Source organism: Mycolicibacterium sp. P4_G11, assembly GCF_056555145.1.
In genome coordinates this window covers 345575-366136 of the sequence record NZ_JBFUJW010000005.1, presented here as the reverse complement: position 1 = coordinate 366136, position 20562 = coordinate 345575, and the positions used below count along the sequence as shown (strand labels likewise).

The following is a 20562-nucleotide window of genomic DNA, read 5'->3' as shown; positions in this document are numbered from 1 at the left end:
ACCCGTGAAGTTCACCATCATCGGTAAAGCACTCGTCGTCACCGCAGCGGCCGCGTCGCTTGCCGTTGGCATGACCGCGTGTGGCAACGACAACAAGTCCAGCACCGCGTCGTCGACCGGCGGTTCCGCCGCGGAGTGCGGCGGCAAGAACGCGCTGACCGCCGAGGGCTCGACCGCACAGCAGAACGCGATCGCCGAGTTCAACAAGGCCTGGGGCCAGGTCTGCTCGGGCAAGACCCTGTCCTACAACGGCACCGGCTCGGGCGCCGGCCGCCAGCAGTTCATCGCCAAGCAGGTCGACTTCGCCGGCTCCGACTCGGCGCTGGCCAAGGAGCAGATCGAGAAGGCTGCCGAACGCTGCGGCGGCAACCCGGCGTGGAACCTGCCGCTGGTCTTCGGCCCCGTCGCCATGGCCTACCACCTCGAAGGCGTGAGCAAGCTCGTCGTCAACGCCGACGTGCTGGCCAAGATCTTCCAGGGCGAGATCAAGAAGTGGAACGACCCGGCCATCGCCGCGCTGAACGCCGGCACCACCCTGCCGGACACCGACATCAAGCCGGTCTACCGCTCGGACTCGTCGGGTACCACCGACAACTTCCAGAAGTACCTGGCCGCCGCGGCTCCGGAGAGCTGGAAGAAGGGCGCCGGCAGCGAGTTCCAGGGCGGCGCCGGTGAAGGCGCGCAGAAGTCGGCCGGCGTCGTGCAGGCCGTGCAGGCCACCCCGGGTGCCATCGGCTACGTCGAGAAGAGCCCGGCCGCGGCCGCGGGCCTGCCGTTCGCGCAGATCGACACCGGTTCCGGCGCAGTCGAACTGACCGATGACAACGCCAAGAAGGCCATTGCCTCCGCCAAGTTCGCCAAGGACGGCAACGACCTGGCGCTGGACCTGAAGTCGCTGTACTCGACCAAGGAAGCCGGCGCCTACCCGCTGGTGCTGGCCACCTACGAGGTCGTCTGCTCCAAGGGCTACGACGCCGACACCGCCGCTGCGGTCAAGTCGTTCCTGAAGGTGGCGGCCAACCAGGGCCAGGCCAACCTGTCGAAGGCGGGCTACATCCCGCTGCCCGACGCCTTCAAGGCGCGTCTGCTGCAGTCGGTCGACGCAATCGCTTAAGCAGTACTGCTGGCGCTCCGGTTCCATCCCGGTGAGGATGGAACCGGAGCCCACGACCGTTAGGTTCCTGACAGGATGACAGTGACAACACCGAATCCAGCCGACGCGGGGTCGGGTGAGGCGCTCGCCGCACCCCTCCCGGAGCCGACGCCGGTGTCTCTCGACCCATCGAAGGGCTCGAAAGTTCGCCTGGGCGACCGGGTTTTCCGCCTGCTCGCGGAGGGCTCCGGCGTACTGATCGTCGTGCTCATCGCGGCCATCGGCGTCTTCCTGCTGTGGCGCGCCATCCCGGCGCTGGCCCGCAACAAGGAGAACTTCTTCACCTTCGGCGGCAACTGGGTCACCACCGACACCTCGGCGATGCACTTCGGCATCCTCGATCTGCTGCAGGTCACCGTCTTCGTGTCGGTGTTCGCGCTGCTGATCGCAATGCCGGTCGCCCTGGGTATCGCGATCTTCGTGACGCAGTACGCCCCTCGCAAGATGGCCGGTCCGCTGTCGTACATGGTGGACCTGCTGGCCGCGGTGCCGTCGATCGTCTACGGCGTCTGGGGCCTCTACGTCCTGGCCCCGGTGCTCAAGCCGTTTGCGTTGTGGCTCAACAAAGATCTGGGCTGGCTGTTCCTGTTCAAGAGCGGCAACGCCTCGGTGGCCGGTGGTGGCACCATCTTCACCGCGGGCATCGTGCTCGCGGTGATGATCCTGCCGATCATCACCGCGGTGAGCCGCGAGGTCTTCATTCAGACGCCGCGCGGCCAGATCGAAGCGGCGCTGGCGCTGGGCGCCACCCGCTGGGAAGTCGTCCGCACCACGGTGCTGCCGTTCGGCCTGTCGGGCTACATCAGCGGTGCCATGCTCGGCCTGGGTCGCGCGCTCGGTGAGACCATCGCGCTGCTGATCATCCTGCGCGGCACCCAGACCCAGTTCAGCTGGACGCTGTTCGACGGCGGCTACACGTTCGCCAGCAAGATCGCCGCCACCGCAAGCGAATTCAACGACCAGTTCAAGGCCGGCGCCTACATCGCCGCCGGCCTGGTGCTGTTCATTCTCACCTTCGTGGTGAACTCCGCGGCGCGCGCCGCGGTGGCCGGTAGGGGAGCGAAATGAACGCCAAGATGGCCGCGATGCTGGATCGGCCGGTCAAGCACCAGTCCTTCGAAGGGGTGGGCCTGCGCCGCAAGGTGGTCGACAATCTGGCCACGGTGCTGGTCAGCATGTCGGTGCTGTTGGCGCTGATCCCGCTGGTGTGGGTGCTGTATTCCGTTGTCACCAAGGGATATAAGGCCCTCACCTCGGCGGAATGGTTCACCAATTCGCAGTCCGGCATGACCGCGTTCGTGGAGGGCGGCGGTGCCTACCACGCGATCGTCGGCACCGTGCTGCAGGCTCTCGTGTGCGCCGTCATCTCCATCCCGATCGGCGTGCTGGTCGCGGTGTATCTGGTCGAGTACGGCGGCGGCACCAAGCTGGGCAAGCTCACCACTTTCATGGTCGACATCCTCACCGGTGTCCCGTCGATCGTCGCCGCACTGTTCATCTACGCGCTGTGGGTGGCCACTCTCGGCTTCCAGCGCACCGGTTTCGCGGTGTCGCTGGCGCTGGTGCTGCTGATGATCCCGGTCATCGTGCGATCCACCGAGGAGATGCTGCGCATCGTCCCGATGGATCTGCGCGAGGCCAGTTACGCACTGGGCATTCCCAAGTGGAAAACCATTGTGCGCATTGTCATTCCGACAGCGCTGTCGGGCATCCTCACGGGCGTCATGCTGTCCCTGGCTCGCGTCATGGGCGAGACGGCACCGTTGCTGGTTCTGGTGGGCTACGCCCAAGCCATGAACTTCGACATGTTCGGCGGCTTCATGGGCTCGCTGCCCGGCATGATGTACGACCAGATCGGCGCCGGCGCGGGCGCCAACGAGGTCCCCACCGACCGGATGTGGGGAGCGGCACTGACCCTGGTGCTGCTGATCGCTCTGCTGAATGTGGCAGCGCGGTTGTGCGCCAAGTTCTTTGCCCCGAAAAAAGTTTGAGCAGGAGTGCGGGTTAATGGCCAAACGGCTTGATCTCAAGGATCTCAATATCTACTACGGCTCGTTCCACGCCGTGGCGTCCGTCTCGCTGTCGGTGGAGCCGCGCAGCGTCACCGCGTTCATCGGGCCGTCGGGCTGTGGCAAGTCCACGGTGCTGCGCACCCTGAACCGGATGCACGAGGTGATCCCGGGCGCACGCGCCACCGGATCGGTGCTGCTCGACGGTGACGACATCTACGCCCCGGGCGTGGACCCCGTCGGCGTCCGCAAGACCATCGGCATGGTGTTCCAGCGCCCGAACCCGTTCCCCACCATGTCCATTCGCGACAACGTGGTGGCCGGGCTGAAGCTGCAGGGTGTGCGCAACAAGAAGACGCTCGACGAGGTCGCCGAGCGGTCGCTCAAGGGTGCCAACCTGTGGAACGAGGTCAAGGACCGGCTCGAGAAGCCGGGTGGCGGCCTGTCCGGCGGTCAGCAGCAGCGGCTCTGCATCGCCCGCGCGATCGCGGTGCAGCCCGATGTGCTGCTGATGGACGAGCCCTGCTCGGCGCTGGATCCGATCTCGACGCTCGCCATCGAAGACCTGATCTCAGAACTGAAGCAGGACTTCACCATTGTGATCGTCACGCACAACATGCAGCAGGCTGCGCGCGTGAGTGATCAGACGGCGTTCTTCAACCTCGAAGCCACCGGCAAGCCCGGCATGCTGGTCGAGATCGACGACACCGAGAAGATCTTCTCGAACCCGTCCAAGAAAGCCACCGAGGACTACATCTCCGGCCGCTTCGGGTAATCCCCGAGCAGACGTGAAAACCCCCAAATCTTGCGGGATTTGGGGGTTTTGCGTCTGCGCGCGAGCAATCAGGGCGTGATGACGACGCGGGTGCCGGAGGGTTCCTTTGCCGCCCAGACGTTTTCGATGTCGGCCAGTGGGCGGGCGACGGTGGTCAGCTGAAGTTCGCCGGCCGCCAGCATGGCGAACAGCCTGGGCAAGCCTTCGGTGCGGGCGCGCAGCAGGGCCTCGGGCGGGACGCTGCCGATGCCCACGCCCTGGAGGGTAATTCCGGTGCTGCGCAATGTCGCAGCGTCGACGCTGATGCTCGCGCCGGTCATCGAGCCGACCTGGATGAAGCGGGTGGCGTGGAAATGCGTCGACGAATGCGCGGCCGCCAGGGCTGCCAGGGTCTGCTGTGCGGGCGTGCCCCACAGGTAGTCGATGACGGCGTCGAACGGCCGCGCCGAGTGTTGGGCCACAACGGTTTCGGTGAGATCGTCGGTTCCGAGCGCGATGACGTCGTCGGCTCCGACGGTGCGGAGCCAGTTCAGTCGCTCGGGGTTGCGGCCGGCCACCACGACGCGCCCCGCCCCGAACACGAACTTGGCCAACTGCACGGCCAGCGACCCGGTGACGCCCGTGGCGCCGAGGATCAGCACGTGGTCGCCGGGTTTGGTCTGCGCGGCGTAGTCCAGGCTCATCCATGCCGACATACCGGGATTGGGCACCGCGGCGGCCGTCACCGAGTCGACGTGCTCGGGTATCGGGACACCGTCGGCCGGGACGACGAGGGTGCGTTCGGCCATCAACCCGTACGGTGTCAGTGACCCGGTGTACACCCGGGTGCCGTCGTCGAGGCGGGCGATGCCGTCCACCCCGGCGATGGCGGGCAGCTGAATTTCCTTGCTGCTGTAGTGCTTTCCCATGATCACCATGCGGCTGAGGTTGGTCAGCGCTGACGCCTCCACCGCGGCGACGACAGCGCCGTCGCGCGGCTGGGGTTCGGGGAAATCCAGGTACCGGGGCTGCTGGCCCCACTCGTGCACGACCGCTGCCTTCATGTGCGCTCCTCGGCTCAGAAATAGTTTCTACGGAAACTATATGGCGAGCGCCGTCCGGATGGCAAGATGGTTTCCGTGAAAACCAAGTCAGCGCTGATCACCGAGATCGGTGCGCTGGTCGGTGCGGTCGGGGACAAGTTCGACAACGACGAGGCCGATGCCGAGCGTGATTACCTCGCCGAACACTGCCCACCGCGGCTGGAACGCACCGCGCGTGAACTACCCACGCTCAGCCTGCATCTGCTGGCGGTACTCGCCGACGGCCCGATCAGCGTGGTCGGCCTGGCCGCCCGCGCCGACCAACTCAAGGGCACGGTGTCCAAGCATGTGCAGCGCCTGGTCGACGCCGGTCTGGTCACCCGCTCGCCGGTGCCGGGTAACCGTAAGGAGCTGCAGCTGACGCCCACCGCAGACGGGGAGCTGGTCATCGAGGTGCACCAGCGCATGCACCACGAGATGGATGCCGGCCGGCACGACTTCCTGTCGCGCTACACCGCCGCGGAACTGTCAGTGCTGGCGAAGATGCTGCAGGATCTGCTGGCCGCGGGCCGGGACGGCGTCCGGCTGGTGCCGGCCGACTAAGACTTGCTGAGCACCAGAAACCTAGCGAATGGTGGGTAGGCCGTCGCTGTCGTCGGAGAAACGGCCGGTGACCTGGAAGATCACCCGGCGGGCGACCTCGACCGCGTGGTCGGCGAAGCGCTCGTAGAAGCGGCTCAGCAGCGTCACGTCGACGGCTGCAGTGACGCCGTGCTTCCATTCGCGGTCCATCATCACGCTGAACAGATGACGGTGCAGGTCATCCATCGCGTCGTCTTCTTCTTGGATACGGGCGGCGCGCTCCGGGTCCCGGGTGAGCAGTACCTCTTGTGCGGTGTTGCCCAATTCGACTGCCAGGCGGCCCATTTCGGCGAAGTAGCCGTTGACCTCCTCGGGCAGCGCGTGCTGGGGGTGGCGCCGGCGGGCGATCTTGGCGACGTGCAGTGCCAGCGCGCCCATGCGGTCGACGTCGGCGACGATCTGGATCGAGCCGACGACGGACCGCAGGTCACCGGCGACGGGGGACTGCAGAGCCAGCAGGACGAACGCCTGCTCTTCAGCGTGCGCGCTCATCGCGGCGATCTGTTCGTGATCGGAGATGACCTGCTCGGCCAGCACCAGATCGGCCTGCAGCAGCGCCTGGGTCGCGCGCTCCATGGCAACGCCGGCCAATCCACACATCTCGCCAAGGCGATTGGTCAGGCCCTCAAGCTGCTCGTGGTACGCGGTACGCATGGGCTCCACACTACTTTCTGGCCATGAGACATGCCGTGATCTGGCAATGAACGCCCGGTGAATGGGACAGGTCAGGTGCTATTTGCAGCTGGTGTCGGCCGCATTGGTGATGCTGAGGTCTTCCGGCAGCTTGGTGGGCTCGCCGGACAGGCTGCCGTGGGTCACCCGCATCTGGGCCGCTGAGCCGCTGGTTGCCGGGGTGCCCACCGAGGTGAAATCGGTCCCGAGCACCACGCGCACCACGTCTCCCAGGCCGGATACCCGCTCGACGTGGGCGTTCGGCAACGACGAAGCCACGGTCGCGGCGGCCTGCTCATGACCGGCCGAGAAGAACACCGTCGTCGACGTCACCTGGCCCTGGTAGTCGTCCGGGGAGGTGACGGTGAAGCCGTGCTGCTCGAGTTCCTTGGTCGCGGTCGCGGCCAGGCCGTCCTGGCCGGTCGAGTTGGACACTCGGACCGTCACCTGGCTCGGATCCGTCGTCGTGGTGTCGACCTGTTCGGCGTCCGAGTTGGCTGACGTGGTGCTCGGCGCGGCCGGCGTGCTGGGCACCGGAGTGCTGTCGGCGTTGCGCTCCTCGGGCAGCGGGTCGTCGTTGATGATGGCGTCGAACAGCGCGCGCATGTCGTCGACCCGTGGTGGTTCGTTGCCTTCGGAATCGGTGACGCCGGTGGGCACCGTGACGAAGGTGACGCGGCCCGCGCTGACGCCCTGGATGGACTGGCCCAGCTGAACGAGATCCTTGGTGGTGACGTTGTCGACCGAGGAGTCGTCGATGAACAGGTTGACGACGTTGTTGAGCTTGCCGAGGTTGAAGAAGGTGTCCTTGGAGATCATCGACCGCAGCAGTGAGGACAGGAACATCTGCTGGCGCTTGATCCGGCCGTAGTCGCCGTTGACCTCGGTGGTGACCTGGCGGGCGCGGACGTACTGCAGCGCGGTGTGACCGTCGATGACCTGGCGGCCGGAGTGGTCCAGCACGGTGCCCAGCTCGTAGTCCTCGAGGGGTGTGGGGCTACAGACTTCGACGCCGCCGACGGCGTCGACGAGTTTGGAGAAGCCGGCGAAATCGACTGCCATGAACCGGTTTACCGACAGGCCCGAGAGCTTCTGGATCACCTTGACCAGGCACTTGGGGCCACCGAAGGAGTAGGCCGAATTCAGCTTGGTCTCGGTGTAAACCTGGTCGGACCCATAGCTTTTGGTGTCTTCGTCGTAGATGGGCCCGTAGGCGCCGGTCTTCGGATCCCAGGCTTCGCACAGCGTCGACTTGATGGCCAGGTCGCGCGGGAACGACACCGCCACAACACGTTTGCGGTTCGCCGGGATGTTCACCAGCATGATCGTGTCGGAGCGCGCGCCACCCGCCTCTTCGGTGGTACCGGCACCCATGTCGGCGTTCTGGCCGTAGCGGCTGTCCACGCCGACGATCAGGAAGTTCTCGTCGCCGAACTGCGCCTTGGGGTCGACGATGTCGCGGGAGTTGAGGTCCAGCGCCGAGACCCGGTTCATGCTGTTGTTCTTGATGTTCTGCCACTGCCAGGCAGCACCGGTCATCGTGAGCGCGATGACGGCGGCCAGCGCGATGATGACGCGACCTGCCACCGCGAACCGATGGCGGGTGTGGTGATCGACGGGCGGGGGAGCGTCGGCATGCGTCGGCCGCTCCGGATGGTCGATGTAGTTCCGCACGTCGGTGCGCACCACGGCGCGCGGCCGCTCGGGCAGCTCGACCGGGTCGGCCAACGGCACCAGCGCGCCGAAAACCTCTGTGGCGGGGTCAGATTCGGGCAGACGGCGCGTGGGGCGCGCAGGCGCCTCGGCCGCCGGCGCCGGGCTGACGGGCTCGGGCTTCGGTGCGGGACGCGGCGGGGGTACGGGCTTCGGGGCAGGCTGCCGCGGCGCCGGCGTCTTGGGTGGCGAGGGCGCTTCGATGGCCTGCGCCGGCGGCGCCGAGCCACCCGAGAGTCGCGCGATGAGTTCGGCGACCGTGACGCCACCACCGCCGTGGCTGCCGGTGACCTCGTCGTCCGGTTGATCCGGCAGGCGACCGGCCCGTTCCCACGGCGCCCGGACCGGCCCCGAGGCCCGCGTCGTGCGCGTTACCCAGGGGTTCTCGCCGGCAGCATCGCCGTCACCCTCACCGGGGGTGGTCCGGTCGCGGTCGCTCACGTCTACCCGCCGGAGTTGACCAGGTCGGCGCCGAACGGCACCGTGCAGTCGTCGGGATCGTCGAGCCAGCCTTCGGGCAGCACCACCGAACCGGGTGAACCCTGCCGGCCACGTGGGCCTTCGGCGCAGTCCGGGAACGGTACATCCGAATTGAGTTGGGTGAGGAGCTCATCCAGCTCGGCCAGGGTCTTCACCAGAGCCAGTGCGCGCCGCAGATCGGTGCCGGCGGGCAGGCCGTGCAGGTACCAGGCGACGTGCTTGCGGATGTCGCGCATGCCTTTGTCCTCGCCGAAATGATCGGCGAGGAGCTGGCCATGGCGGCGGATGATGTTCGCGATCTCGCCGAGGGTAGGCGGAGTGGGGCGAGGCTGCCCGTTGAATGCCGCCGACAATTCGGCGAACAGCCAGGGCCGGCCCAGGCACCCGCGCCCGATGACGACGCCGTCGCACCCGGTCTCGGCCATCATCCGCAGTGCATCGTCGGCGTCGAAGATGTCGCCGTTACCGAGCACCGGAACACCGGTGACGTGGGCTTTCAGGGCCGCGATCTGGTCCCAGTCGGCCGTGCCGGAGTAGCGCTGCGCCGCGGTGCGGGCGTGCAGCGCGACGGCCGCGGCACCCTCCTCGGCGGCGATCCGGCCGGCATCGAGGTGGGTGTGGTGGGCGTCGTCGATCCCGACCCGGAACTTCACGGTGACGGGGATGTCGGTGCCCTCGGTGGCGCGCACGGCGGCGGCGACGATCTGGCCGAACAGCCTGCGCTTGTAGGGCAGGGCCGAACCACCGCCGCGCCGGGTGACCTTGGGCACCGGGCAGCCGAAGTTCATGTCGATGTGGTCGGCCATGTTCTCGTCGACGATCATCTTGGCCGCCGCGTAGGTGGTGGCCGGGTCGACGGTGTAGAGCTGCAGTGAGCGGGGTGATTCCTCGGGCGCGAACGTCGTCATGTGCAGGGTCGAGGCGTTCCGCTCGACCAGGGCACGCGCGGTGACCATCTCGCAGACGTACAGGCCGCTCACCGTGCCCACGCGGGCCAGCTCCTGCTCGCGGCACAGGGTGCGGAAGGCGACGTTCGTCACACCCGCCATGGGGGCGAGCACGACCGGGGAGCGCAACGAGATCGGCCCGATCCGAAGGGATCGGGCCGAAGGCGCCGCGTCTAGCGGTGGAGTTACGACGTTGATGACGACACCAAAAGGTTCTTCATCGCCTTCTTCTCGGCGACCTTGCGCTCGCGCTCCAGACGGCGTTGCTTGGCGACCTCGAACTTCTCGCAGGTGTCCTCGAGCTCCTCGATCAGCTTGCCCAGGTCGTCGCGCAGCCGGGCGCCCTCACCGGTGAAGTCCTCGCGCTCGAAGATCCGCCACTTCTTCAGGATCGGCATCACCACGTCATCGAGGTGGATCCGCGGGTCGTAGACGCCACCGACGGCGATGACGACGGCCTTGCGGCGGAAGTCGGGCACGGTGTAGCCGGGCATCCTGAAGTTGCGCAGCACGCGGTGCAGCGCCTCCATCGCTTGGTTGGGTGCGATGTCCAGGCCCGCGGCGGAGATGTCGCGGTAGAAGATCATGTGCAGGTTCTCGTCACCCGAGATGCGCTGCAGCAGCTGGTCGGCGACCGGGTCGTTGCACGCCTTGCCGGTGTTGCGGTGCGAGACGCGGGTGGCCAGCTCCTGGAAGGACACGTAGATGACCGACTCGAACAGCTTGTCGGCGAACAGGTCGCCCTGTCCGTTCTGGCCGGGGGAGAAGCCGCGGGTGACCTGCTCTACGCGCAGTTCTTCCAGCTCGACCGGATCGCAGTTGCGGGTGACCACGAGGTAGTCGCGCAGGGCGATGCCGTGCCGGTTCTCCTCGGCGGTCCAGCGGTTGACCCAGAAGCCCCAGGGGCCGTCCATGCCCATGTTCATCGCGATCTCGCGGTGGTAGGACGGCAGGTTGTCCTCGGTCAGCAGGTTCTGCACCATGGCGGTCTGCGCGACCTCGGACAGCTTTGACTGCTCCGGGTCCCAGTCCTGGCCGCCGAGGGCGTAGTAGTTCTTGCCCTCTTTCCACGGGATGTAGTCGTGGGGGTTCCAGTCCTTGCGCATGTTCATGTGCCGGTCGATGAGCGTCCCGACGACCGGTTCGAGCTCATGAAGGAGCTGCAGGTCGGTCATTTCCGCTGTCATCGCGCCTCCCGATGTATCTGTACCTGTTGGTAGCAGTCAGAGTATCTGTGTCGGGTAGTGACATCAAGTTGCTGTGACGCATGTCGGACTGGTGAATCTGAACTGTTATCTCGGGAATTGCTTGTCTTACTGGCGTGACGGGACCCGGCTGAGCAACATGTCGACGCAATAATCGACGAATTGCTCCCGGGTGACGGGCAGCTTCCCGCCCAGATATCCGGTAAACAGCGCGGTCAGGGCGCCGATCAGGCTGGTCGCCTCCAGGGTTCGGCGGGCGGGGTCGCCATCGGGGAACATCTTGTGCTGCACCAGTTCGATGAAGCTCGGCATCCAGTCGGCGCCTGACCTGGTCAGCACCGGTTCCTGGGCCGGGGCGATCAGCAGCACCCGGCCACGGGTCGGGTCGTCGACCATCATCGTGACGAACCGCTCGACGGCGTCGCGGGCGTTTTGTGAGGTGGTCAGCGCCGCCATGGCGGTCGTGCACACCTCGTCGTAGACGGCGCGGACGAAATCGTCACGGTCAGTGAAGCTTTCGTAGAAATAGCGTTCGGTGAGGCCGGCGGTCCGGCACACCGCGCGGACGGTCGCCGCCGGGCCGGCGGCATGGCCGAGCGCGGCGATGCCGGCGTCGATGAGCGCCTCACGGCGCCGTGTCGGGCGGTCCGCCAGTGGGACGGTGGACCAGCGGCCCTGTCGTTGACCGGAAGGCACGTGACTCCTAGGCTATGGCTGACAACGCGTGTAGTCAGGATACCCGCTGACATCCAGGAAAGAATGCCGGTGACCCAAAATACTTCCGACGTATGCCCCGTGACCAGCGACTCTGCCCCTGTGTCCGCCGGTTGTCCGGCTGCGCCCGGCGGCTACGACGCAGTGCCACTCGGGCCGGACTCGTTGACCTGGAAGTACTTCGGCCAGTGGACCGGGCTGTTCCAGGGCACTTGGGCGGGCTCGATGCAGAACATGCACCCGCAGTTGGGCGCCGCCGTCGAGGAGCACTCGATCTTCTTCATCGAACGGATGCCGCGGTTGTTCCGGTCGATCTACCCGATCGGCGGGGTGGTGTTCGACGGGTACCGCGCACCGCAGACCGGCGCCGAGGTCCGCGACTATCACGTCGGCATCAAAGGGGTGGACAAGCAGGGGCGGCGCTACAGCGCACTGAATCCCGATGTCTTCTACTGGGCGCACGCGACGTTCTTCAAGTCGACGCTGCTGGCGGCCGAGAAGTTCGGCGGCGGTATCACCGAGGCCGACAAGCGACAGCTGTTCGACGAACATGTCACCTGGTATCGCATGTACGGCATGAGCATGCGGCCGGTGCCGAAGAGCTGGGAGGAATTCCAGGAGTACTGGGACCACATGTGCCGCAATGTGCTGGAGAAGAACTGGGCCGCGACGACGGTGATGGATTTGTCGACAATGCCCAAACATCCTTCGCTGCAATGGGTTCCGGATCGGCTGTGGAAGCTGAACCTGTCGGTGATGCAGCGGTTCCTGACCTTCATGACGGTGGCGCTGTATGACGAGCCGGTGCGCGAGTTGATGGGGTACACCTGGTCGCCCCGGCAGCAGCGGCTGCATGACCGGCTGTGCACGGTGATCACGCTGGCCGCCAAGTACGGCCCCAAGCGGGCGCTGATGCATCCGCGCAAGCGCTCGGCGGTGGATCGGGCGTCGGGCCGGCTGCCCGTCGACGCGCCGCTGGTGCAGACACCCGCGCGCAATCTGCCGCCGGTCGAGTACCGCGACAGCCCCAACTTCTACAGCCCAAAGGTCGACTGAGACCTGCCGGCATCGCAGCGCGAGGGGTCTGCGATGCCGATGCGGCCGCTGGAGTCCGCTGACCGGCATCAGGACTAGCGTTGGAGTCATGCCAGCCCCGGGCGTTCTTGCCGATCGATACCAGTTGCGGGGGACGCTGGGGCGCGGCGGCATGGCCGAGGTACGCGACGCCTGGGACACCCAGCTGCAGCGGCCGGTCGCCGTCAAACTGCTCTATGCGCAGTTCAGCGATCAGCCGGATTTCCGGCGCCGGTTCCAGGTCGAGGCCCGTGCCGCGGCCGGGCTGAACCATCCGCACGTCGTCGCGGTCCACGATTACGGCGAGCAGGACGGCACGCCGTACATCGTCATGGAGCGGCTGCCGGGGCGGACGTTGGCGGATGCGATCGCCGCGGGTCCGCTCTCGCAAGACCTCGTCCGATCCGTCCTCGACGGTGTGCTGTCGGCACTGGCCATGGCTCATGCGGCCGGCATCCTGCATCGCGACATCAAGCCCGGGAACATTCTCTTGGCTGATTCGGGAGCGGCGAAGCTCGCCGACTTCGGCATCGCCAAGAGTGCCGACTCGAACCACACGGTGGCCGGCCAGGTCGTCGGAACGATGGGCTATCTCAGCGCCGACCGGCTGTCCGGGCGACCGGCCACCGTCGCCGACGACCTCTACGCCGTCGGCGTCGTCGGATACGAGGCGCTGACCGGCCGACGACCCTTCCCGCAGGACAATCTGGTCGCCTTGGCCCGCGCCGTCGCCGACGGGCATCCGGTGCCGCTCCACACGCTGCGGCCCGATGTCGAACCGGCCCTGGCGGTCGCCATCGAACGGGCGATGACCCGCGACCCGCGGATGCGTTTCACCAGCGCCGACGAGATGCGTGCAGTCCTGTCCGGAGCCGTGCCCATCGCTCGGCCGCAGACCCTGGTGCTCGGCCAACCGTTGCCGGATCCGACGACGTCGCTGCTGCCGGTTGTTGCTCCGCGGCGTCGCTCGCGGATCCTGCTGTGGGGTGCGGCGGCCATCGCGGTGCTGGTGACGGTTGTCGCGGTGATCGTCGACGCCGCGTCGCGCCCGGCGGGGCCGCCGACGCCGGTGGGGACGAGCACGACGGAGTCGGTCCCCACCTCGACGTCGACCCCGGCGCTGACGTCAACCCCGACGTCGGCTGCTGATGTCCCTCCGTCCAATGGTCCGGGCAACGGGCGAGGCAAAGGTCCCAAGAACAAGCACCACGGTGACTGAGTGAGGGCGGAGTACATTATTTTCTGAATACAGAATTTGATGTACTGTTCTGGCATGACCACGGCGCAGCACACCGACGCGTTGTCGCGTTTCGGCCATGTCCTGTCCGACCCGACGCGCACGCGAATCCTGTTGAGCCTGAACGGGACTTCTGGCTATCCGTCGGATCTGGCCGACCAGCTGGGCGTCTCCCGGCAGATTCTGTCCAACCACCTGACGTGCCTACGTGGCTGCGGTCTGGTGGTGGCGGTGCCCGAAGGACGTCGCATGCGATACGAACTGGCGGACAGCCGCATCGGCCGCGCTTTGGACGACCTCATGGGTCTCGTGCTGGCGGTCGATCCGAACTGCGCCTGCGTCGGCGCGGACGGCGAGCCCTGTGGGTGCGGGCAATGACGCTCACCGACGTGCGCCGCGGTCAGCTCGGGCGGCGCATCAGGTGGCTGGTCGCGGCGACCATCTCCTACAACGTCATCGAGGCCGTCGTCGCGCTGTCGGAGGGGGCTCGCGTCTCTTCCGTGGCGTTGGTCGGCTTCGGCCTGGATTCGGTGATCGAGGTGTCCTCGGCCGCCGTGGTGGCCTGGCAGTTCGCCGGGGCCGACCCTGAAGCGCGCGAGAAGACCGCACTCCGCGTCATCGCGTACTCGTTCTTCGCATTGGCCGGCTACGTCACCGTCGATGCGATCCGGGCCCTGCTTGGATTCGGGCAAGCCGAGCACTCGACCATCGGCATCGTGCTCGCCGCGGTCAGCCTGCTCGTGATGCCGGTGCTGTCGTACGCGCAGCGCCGCGCGGGCCGTGAGCTCGGCTCGCGGTCGGCGGTCGCCGACTCCAAACAGACGCTGTTGTGCACCTACCTGTCGGCCGTGCTGTTGATCGGCCTGCTGGTGAACAGCGTCCTCGGCTGGTCCTGGGCCGACCCGATCGCCGCTTTGGTGATCGCCGGGATCGCGGTGAAGGAAGGCATCAACGCCTGGCGGGGTGACGTCTGCTGTGCGCCGGCCGTACGCGAGCCCGCCGCGGCATCCGATGACTGCGGATGCTGCGACTAGGCCCGCGGGTCGTGCTCAGTCCGTTCGGTTGGCCAGGTCCCGCTTGAGCACCTTGCCGGTCGGGTTGCGCGGCAATTCGTCGAGGAATACCACCTCACGTGGCACCTTGTAGCGCGCCAGGTTGTCCTTGACGAACTGCTTGAGGTCCGCCTCCGAGACCTCGGCGCCGGAAACGGTAACCACGAAGGCGCGCAGGCGTTTTCCGAACTCGTCGTCGTCCACGCCGATGGCGGATGCTTCGACGATCGCGGGATGGGTGACCAGGAGTTCCTCGATCTCGACCGGGAATACGTTCTCGCCACCGGAGACGATCATGTCGTCGTCCCGGCCGTCGATGTAGAGCCGGCCCTTGTCGTCGAAGTGCCCGACGTCGCCGCTGGCCATCAGCCCATCGATGAACTCCTTGGTGCCGCCGCCGGTGTAGCCCTCGAATTGTGTTGCCGCGCCGACGAATATGCGCCCGGTCCCGGGCGTCGGCACCTCGTTGCCATTGTCGTCGATGATCTTGATCCGGCAACCGAGCATCGGCTTACCCACTGAGGTGGGGGCCTCGCGGACGTCGGCCGGCGTCGCCATGGTCGCCAACGCGACTTCGGTTGAGCCGTAGAGGTTGTAGACCACGTCGCCGAGCAGGTCCTGCGCCGCGGTGGCGACGGCGGCCGGCAACTGAGAGCCGGCGCAGAAGATGGCGCGCAGGCTCGAGGTGTCGTAGCTGCGGACCGTGTCATCGCCGAGGCCGAGCACGCGCTGCAGCATGACCGGCACGACACATACCGTCGTCGCACTGTGTTTCTCGATGTCCGACACGAGCTGCTCGGCGTCAAACTTGCGCCGCAGCACCAGCTTCGAGCCGAGGGCGATCGTCATGATGGCGATCAGCAGCCCGGTGCCGTGGAACAGCGGCGGCCCGATGATGGTGGCTTCGCGAGCGCGCATGGGCAGGCGTTCCAGGAGACCACCCGGGAGGATGAAGCTGCGCGGCTCCGCGCGGGGAGCGCCCTTGGGGGTGCCCGTCGTGCCGCTCGTCAGCAGGATGATCCGGCCCTGCTTGGCCGGTGCCGGCGGCGCCTTCGGCGATGCATCGGCCGCGAGTGCGTCGAGATCGTCGGTGGCGCTGTCGATGTCGGCGACGAACGTGCCTTTCCTGGCCTCGATATCGGCGACCAGATCGGTGAATTCGACGTCATGCACCAGCAGATCGACACCTTCGCGGTTCGCGACCTCTGCCGCCTGGCGGGCCGAGAACGCCGTGTTGAGCCACACCGCGTTGACCCCGGCGCGGGACGCGGCGAACGCCACGATCAGCGGCCCGCGGTGGTTGCGGCAGAGGATGCCGACGGTGTCGCCCGGAGCCAGTCGCTGCCGCAATGCGTTGGCAATCCGGTTTACTGCCTCATCGAATTCGGCGTACGTCAGCTCGCCGCGTTCGTCGGCGATCGCCGGATACGCGCCGTGCCGGATGGCGGCGATACGCGGCGCGGCCCCGAACGGCCCATAGGTGTTGAGGGCCTGCAGGACCTGCACCAACCGGTGCGGCAGATCGACGCCGATGGCGCCGGCCCGTACCAACGCCACGAGGGCGCGGGTTTCGAGGCCGGCCCGCCGGGCCGGCTCGGCAAGCAATGAGTTCAGGTCCATGCCAGTCCTTTTCTATTCGGCCGCAACGGGTTCGGTGGACTCTTCCGGTGCCGACTGGGCAGCGGCGGAGTCACCGAACATCGAGTAGACCTTGTTCCGCACCATGTCGAACGGCCGCGGGCTGAGGGCGTCGGTGAGGGCGGTGAGCTGTCCCGACGGCGGGCTCAGCCGGCGCGGGCGGTGCATGATCGCGTCGCACAGCGTGGCCGCGGCCTGCTCGGGGGTGAGGGTGGGGAAGCGGTCGTACATCTTGGTCGGGGCGATCATCGCGGTCCGCACCAACGGCATGTGCACCGTGGTGAAGGTGATGTTCTCCGACACCGTCTCACCTTGCAACGTGTCGCACAGTCCGTCCAGTGCCGACTTGCTGGCGATGTAGGCGCCGAAGCGCGGCAGCTTGGTCTGCACGCCGATCGAGGACACGTTGATGATGTGCCCGAAGCCGCGCTCGCGCATGCCTGGCGTGAACTTCAGGATCAGCTGGACCGGCGCGAAGTAGTTGAGCTGCATGGTGCGCTGGTAGTCGTGCATCCGGTCGTGCGACAGCTCCAGTGAGCGGCGGATGGAGCGGCCGGCGTTGTTGATGAGGATGTCGACGCGGCCCAGGTCGGCCAGCACCTGGTCGGCCATGGCGCCGATGGCGTCAAGGTCGCTCAGGTCGCAGGGGTACACGTGGGCGGTGCCGCCGTCGGCGCGGATGTCGTCGGCGACGCGGTCCAGGTTCTCCCGGGTCCGGGCCACCAGCACGACCTCGCCACCGGCAGCGCCGATGCGGCGGGCGGTGGTCTCACCGATGCCCGCCGACGCGCCGGTGATCACGACGATCTTGCCCGCGACGGCGTCCTCGAGGGTGTAGCCGGTGATGGCGTCGACCACGGTCTGCAGGTAGATGGGGCGGGTCTTGATGGGGGTGTTCATGACGCTGGCGAAGACGGCGAGCGGCTTGGCGGCGACGACGGCGACGGGCTTGGTCGCCAGTGCGGTGATGTCGGAGAGGTTCACGGCTGGGGTCCCTTCTTGAGTGTGGTTGGTTGTCAGCCCAGAGCCCGGCGGGCCAGGCGCAGGGCCGGCAGCAGCAGGGCGTGGGGGGTGATCGAGCCGGTGATGGCCATGAGCTTCACGACGGTGCCGGGCACGATCTGCCGGGCGCCGGCCTGCATGCCGTCGACGGCCTGGGTCGCGACGTCGACGGGGGAGACCTGAGCCGGTCGCAGGCTGAATTCGTGGGCGGAGGCGACCTCGGCCCACTCGGTGGGGACGGGTCCGGGGCACAGCGAGGTGCAGGAGACGCCGGTGCCGCGCAGCTCTTCGTGCACGGCTTCCGAGAACGAGTTGACGAACGCCTTGGACGCTCCGTAGGTCGCCATCGACGGCATGGGCTGGAACGCGACGACGGATGCGACGTTGAGGACGGCGCCGGCGCCGCGCTCGACCATGCCGGGCAGGACGGCGTGGGTGAGTTCCTGCAGCGCAACAACATTGAGCTCGACCTGCTCGCGTTCGCGATCCATGGGCAGGGTGTGGAAGGCGCCGCTGGTGCCGAAGCCGGCGGAGTTGGCCAGGCCGGCGACGGGCCGGGTGCGCAGCTCCCCGATCAGGGTCTGGCGCTGTGCGGCGTCGGCGAGGTCGCACGGCCGCACCGTCACCCTGACGCCGTGCTCGGCGCGCAGTTCCTCGGCGAGGGCGTCGAGCCGGTCCTGGCGACGTGCGACCAGAAAGAGGCTGTAGCCGCGGGCGGCGAGCACCCGGGCCAGTTCGGTTCCGATTCCGGACGAGGCACCAGTGATGACGACCTCGGTGGTGGCAGAGGGCTTCGGCAGAGTCATGTGGCTCTCATTTCATGTCGACGTGTGACTGTGCCAGTAACACTGGCACAGTGTGAATGTTGGTGTCTATACTTCGTGGAATGACAGATGTCACAGTCGAGGAATTCACCATCGACGAACTCGCTGCACGCACCGGAATGACGGTGCGGACCATCCGCTTCTACAACGAGAGCGGCCTGCTGCCGCCGGCCGAGCGACGTGGTCGCCTCGCCTATTACGGTGCGCCGCACCGCATTCGGCTGGAGTTGGTGCAGCAGCTACAGCAGCACGGCTACACCCTGGCGGCCATCACCAAGGTGCTGGCGCGGCTGCCCGAAGGCGCGACGGCCCACGACCTCGCCGTGCGTGCGGCGCTTCTCACACCGTGGAGCCCGGCCGAAGACGAGACCGTGGACCTACGGGAACTCGAACAACGTGCCGGCCTGTCGTTGGACGACCGGGCCCTGCAGACGCTCGAGGCGCTGGGCGCCATCCGGCGCCTGGATGACGGCACGTTCAGCGTCCGGCAGTCCGTCCTGGGCGCGGCCATGAACCTGCGCGACACCAACGTTCCGGCCGAGGATGTCCGGCGCCTGGCCGGCGTCGTCGACAAGCACATCGACGCCCTCGCCAACGAGGTGACGGACGTCGTCTTCAGCCGGATTCGGGAGGCCGAGGACCCCAATGTGTACCTGGGGCGGATCGCCAAGGTGGTGCCGAACCTGCGGCCGCTGGCGGCGCAGATGATGGCCGACCGGTTCACCGCCGCGATCAGTCAGGCGGTGCAGGAACGCGTGGCGGAGCTGGAGATTCCGGCGAAATAGGCCGCTGCGGTTACTTTCGGCGGAGCTGGCAGGTCGCCTGGGTGGTGGCCACGACCGTGCCGTCGGCATCCGTCACGACCGCTTCGACGACGTATTCGGACTTGCCGTTCTGCGCCGCCTCGGCCTCGATCCGTGCGATGTCTGCGTCGCTCATCTCGGCCTGTGCCCGCACATCGGATTTCGCCGGTGCCTTGTACTGGATCGACATGTCCTTGACCAAGGGATAGAACTGGCTCTGGTCGAACGCGGTGAGGGCGAGAATCCCGCCGAGTACCTCAGCGACTGTGAACAACACGCCGGCGTACATCACGCCAAAGTGGTTGCCATTACCCGTGATTGGGGCGGTGGTGGCGGCGAACCCGCGGCGGACCTCGACGACTCGGACGCCCAGGCCGTGAGCGGACGGAATGGTGGTCGCGAACGCCGAGTTCATGAACTCGAGCTGGGCTGCATCGGCGGTGTTCGTCACGTTGCCAAGACTATCCACCGCGATGAACGCGGCTACTGATTTCGCGGGCTTGTGGTGCTTGTGGTGCCCCCACCAGGGCTCGAACCTGGGACCTGCGGATTAAAAGTCCGTAGCTCTACCGACTGAGCTATAGGGGCGTGGGAGACAGGATACTGCGTCCCGCGCGGCAGCCTTCGGGGGTGGCCGGTTGTGCGGCGCCGAGGGGTCTGTAGTGCCGATTTGGGCCGTGAGGCAGTCGTGCCCTAAGCTATCGAAGCTCCCAACGGAAACGTTGAGAGTGCCCCCGAAGAGATTCGGATTGGCCCCCATCGTTTAGTGGCCTAGGACGCCGCCCTTTCACGGCGGTAGCACGGGTTCGAATCCCGTTGGGGGTACGCAACGCGGAAACGCGGAGCAAGCAGTGCGTAAGGCCCTGTGGCGCAGTTGGTTAGCGCGCCGCCCTGTCACGGCGGAGGTCGCGGGTTCGAGTCCCGTCAGGGTCGCCAGAACGGCGAGGCAACTTGCCCTTCCGGCCAGGTAGCTCAGTTGGTACGAGCGTCCGCCTGAAAAGCGGAAGGTCGCCGGTTCGATCCCGGCCCTGGCCACTTCAAGAACCACCTGGAGACGGGTGGTTTTTCTCGTATCTGGGGCAGGTTCTGGCAGGGCTCCGATGACCCAGAGTGACCCATTCCGGATTCAATCGCCCGCCGGTTACCCCGATGACCCACGGCTGGGTCACTCCGACGCGTCGATGGCTCGTTTGAATCCACCCGACAGCGGGATGGGGCGGCGGTACTGTCAGCGCACTATGAGAGCACGACTGCTCGCCGCGACTGCGATGCTCGCCGCGTTCACAATCAGCAACGCGGGCACGGCATCCGCCAACGAATACTCATGCGCCAACGCAGCTGCGGCGAACGGCTACGTCAACTCGAACAAGTTCCTCGCGGAGGTCCAACAGGACTGTGCCGTCGCATACGGGATCGCCAACGCGAAGGGCGTAGGCACTCAGTCTGAGGCCAGCGCCGCTGTTGCCGCCGCTGAGCAGTACTTGCGTTCGCGCGGGTATGACGCTGCGACGGTAAAGCAGATGGACATCGCCGGCCACGGGGTGTAGCTGCTGCGAGTTACTCCGCGGCTCTGTCCGGCTTTGCGGTCGTGATCGAGCTG

At 66.9% G+C, this 20562-nt stretch carries 21 protein-coding genes and 4 tRNA genes; 14 read left to right on the top strand and 11 right to left on the bottom strand.

The window, feature by feature from the left end:
- Positions 1-4 precede the first annotated feature (4 nt).
- The 4 genes from pstS (at position 5) to pstB (ending at position 3937) form a co-directional block, all read left to right on the top strand.
- Positions 5-1114, top strand: a complete 1110-nt coding sequence (pstS, locus tag AC1U2B_RS13060; protein ID WP_043390410.1) for a phosphate ABC transporter substrate-binding protein PstS — start codon at positions 5-7, stop codon at positions 1112-1114.
- Between the two features lie 75 nt (positions 1115-1189).
- Positions 1190-2221: a phosphate ABC transporter permease subunit PstC gene (pstC, locus tag AC1U2B_RS13055; protein ID WP_480217117.1), complete on the top strand. Its 1032-nt coding sequence runs from the start codon at positions 1190-1192 to the stop codon at positions 2219-2221.
- Positions 2222-2229: 8 nt separating this feature from the next.
- Positions 2230-3144: a phosphate ABC transporter permease PstA gene (gene pstA, locus AC1U2B_RS13050; RefSeq protein ID WP_480217300.1), complete on the top strand. Its 915-nt coding sequence runs from the start codon at positions 2230-2232 to the stop codon at positions 3142-3144.
- Positions 3145-3160: 16 nt separating this feature from the next.
- Positions 3161-3937 (top strand): phosphate ABC transporter ATP-binding protein PstB, encoded by a 777-nt coding sequence (gene pstB, locus AC1U2B_RS13045; protein WP_480217116.1) that lies wholly within the window; start codon positions 3161-3163, stop codon positions 3935-3937.
- Positions 3938-4005: 68 nt separating this feature from the next.
- Here the strand turns inward: pstB and AC1U2B_RS13040 are convergent, their stop codons facing one another.
- Positions 4006-4980 carry a quinone oxidoreductase family protein gene (locus AC1U2B_RS13040; protein ID WP_480217115.1) on the bottom strand — a complete coding sequence of 325 codons (975 nt, stop codon included), beginning with the start codon at positions 4978-4980 and terminating at the stop codon, positions 4006-4008.
- A gap of 75 nt (positions 4981-5055) precedes the next feature.
- Between AC1U2B_RS13040 and AC1U2B_RS13035 the strand changes: the two genes are divergently transcribed.
- Positions 5056-5562 (top strand): MarR family winged helix-turn-helix transcriptional regulator, encoded by a 507-nt coding sequence (locus tag AC1U2B_RS13035; RefSeq protein ID WP_480217114.1) that lies wholly within the window; start codon positions 5056-5058, stop codon positions 5560-5562.
- A gap of 21 nt (positions 5563-5583) precedes the next feature.
- Here the strand turns inward: AC1U2B_RS13035 and phoU are convergent, their stop codons facing one another.
- The 5 genes from phoU to AC1U2B_RS13010 form a co-directional block, all read right to left on the bottom strand.
- Positions 5584-6255: a phosphate signaling complex protein PhoU gene (gene phoU / locus AC1U2B_RS13030; RefSeq protein ID WP_480217113.1), complete on the bottom strand. Its 672-nt coding sequence runs from the start codon at positions 6253-6255 to the stop codon at positions 5584-5586.
- 78 nt (positions 6256-6333) lie between these two features.
- Positions 6334-8427, bottom strand: coding sequence for an LCP family protein (locus AC1U2B_RS13025; protein ID WP_480217112.1), 2094 nt, complete (start codon positions 8425-8427; stop codon positions 6334-6336).
- Positions 8428-8429: 2 nt separating this feature from the next.
- A complete protein-coding gene (gene dusB, locus AC1U2B_RS13020) occupies positions 8430-9611 on the bottom strand; it encodes a tRNA dihydrouridine synthase DusB (protein WP_480217299.1) in 1182 nt (393 codons plus the stop codon).
- A complete protein-coding gene (locus tag AC1U2B_RS13015; RefSeq protein WP_043988314.1) occupies positions 9599-10600 on the bottom strand; it encodes an acyl-ACP desaturase in 1002 nt (333 codons plus the stop codon). Before AC1U2B_RS13015 ends, dusB begins: the two co-directional genes overlap by 13 nt.
- Positions 10601-10726: 126 nt before the next feature.
- Positions 10727-11314, bottom strand: coding sequence for a TetR/AcrR family transcriptional regulator (locus AC1U2B_RS13010; protein WP_043988313.1), 588 nt, complete (start codon positions 11312-11314; stop codon positions 10727-10729).
- Between the two features lie 63 nt (positions 11315-11377).
- Between AC1U2B_RS13010 and AC1U2B_RS13005 the strand changes: the two genes are divergently transcribed.
- The 4 genes from AC1U2B_RS13005 to AC1U2B_RS12990 all read left to right on the top strand — a co-directional run bounded on the left by AC1U2B_RS13005 (position 11378) and on the right by AC1U2B_RS12990 (position 14677).
- The gene (locus AC1U2B_RS13005; RefSeq protein ID WP_480217111.1) at positions 11378-12388 is read left to right on the top strand and encodes an oxygenase MpaB family protein; all 1011 of its coding nucleotides are present in this window, start codon (positions 11378-11380) and stop codon (positions 12386-12388) included.
- Between the two features lie 88 nt (positions 12389-12476).
- A complete protein-coding gene (locus AC1U2B_RS13000) occupies positions 12477-13625 on the top strand; it encodes a serine/threonine-protein kinase (RefSeq protein WP_480217110.1) in 1149 nt (382 codons plus the stop codon).
- Between the two features lie 54 nt (positions 13626-13679).
- Positions 13680-14021 carry an ArsR/SmtB family transcription factor gene (locus AC1U2B_RS12995; RefSeq protein WP_480217109.1) on the top strand — a complete coding sequence of 114 codons (342 nt, stop codon included), beginning with the start codon at positions 13680-13682 and terminating at the stop codon, positions 14019-14021.
- Positions 14018-14677, top strand: a complete 660-nt coding sequence (locus tag AC1U2B_RS12990) for a cation efflux transmembrane domain-containing protein (RefSeq protein ID WP_480217108.1) — start codon at positions 14018-14020, stop codon at positions 14675-14677. The genes AC1U2B_RS12995 and AC1U2B_RS12990 overlap by 4 nt, the downstream gene beginning before the upstream one ends.
- A gap of 15 nt (positions 14678-14692) precedes the next feature.
- Here the strand turns inward: AC1U2B_RS12990 and AC1U2B_RS12985 are convergent, their stop codons facing one another.
- The 3 genes from AC1U2B_RS12985 to AC1U2B_RS12975 are packed head-to-tail and all read right to left on the bottom strand — an operon-like array spanning position 14693 to position 18141.
- Positions 14693-16315, bottom strand: a complete 1623-nt coding sequence (locus tag AC1U2B_RS12985) for an AMP-binding protein (protein WP_480217107.1) — start codon at positions 16313-16315, stop codon at positions 14693-14695.
- Positions 16316-16327: 12 nt separating this feature from the next.
- Positions 16328-17317, bottom strand: a complete 990-nt coding sequence (locus AC1U2B_RS12980; protein ID WP_480217106.1) for an SDR family NAD(P)-dependent oxidoreductase — start codon at positions 17315-17317, stop codon at positions 16328-16330.
- A 32-nt stretch (positions 17318-17349) separates the two neighbouring features.
- Positions 17350-18141, bottom strand: coding sequence for an SDR family NAD(P)-dependent oxidoreductase (locus AC1U2B_RS12975; protein ID WP_480217105.1), 792 nt, complete (start codon positions 18139-18141; stop codon positions 17350-17352).
- An 80-nt stretch (positions 18142-18221) separates the two neighbouring features.
- Here AC1U2B_RS12975 and AC1U2B_RS12970 point away from each other — a divergent pair, with 80 nt between their 5' ends.
- Positions 18222-18944, top strand: coding sequence for a MerR family transcriptional regulator (locus AC1U2B_RS12970; protein WP_480217104.1), 723 nt, complete (start codon positions 18222-18224; stop codon positions 18942-18944).
- Between the two features lie 10 nt (positions 18945-18954).
- Here the strand turns inward: AC1U2B_RS12970 and AC1U2B_RS12965 are convergent, their stop codons facing one another.
- Together AC1U2B_RS12965 and AC1U2B_RS12960 are read right to left on the bottom strand one after the other, a co-directional pair.
- Entirely contained in the window at positions 18955-19413 is a 459-nt protein-coding gene (locus AC1U2B_RS12965; protein ID WP_480217103.1) for a PaaI family thioesterase, read from the bottom strand.
- A 61-nt stretch (positions 19414-19474) separates the two neighbouring features.
- A tRNA-Lys gene (locus AC1U2B_RS12960) sits at positions 19475-19550 on the bottom strand.
- Between the two features lie 164 nt (positions 19551-19714).
- On the opposite strand from AC1U2B_RS12960, the gene AC1U2B_RS12955 reads away from it, so the two are divergent.
- From AC1U2B_RS12955 to AC1U2B_RS12940, 4 genes are all read left to right on the top strand, one after another.
- A tRNA-Glu gene (locus AC1U2B_RS12955) sits at positions 19715-19787 on the top strand.
- A gap of 34 nt (positions 19788-19821) precedes the next feature.
- Positions 19822-19898: transfer RNA gene (locus AC1U2B_RS12950), tRNA-Asp, on the top strand.
- A 25-nt stretch (positions 19899-19923) separates the two neighbouring features.
- Positions 19924-19997: transfer RNA gene (locus tag AC1U2B_RS12945), tRNA-Phe, on the top strand.
- A gap of 203 nt (positions 19998-20200) precedes the next feature.
- Entirely contained in the window at positions 20201-20509 is a 309-nt protein-coding gene (locus AC1U2B_RS12940; RefSeq protein ID WP_480217102.1) for a hypothetical protein, read from the top strand.
- Positions 20510-20562: the final 53 nt, after the last annotated feature.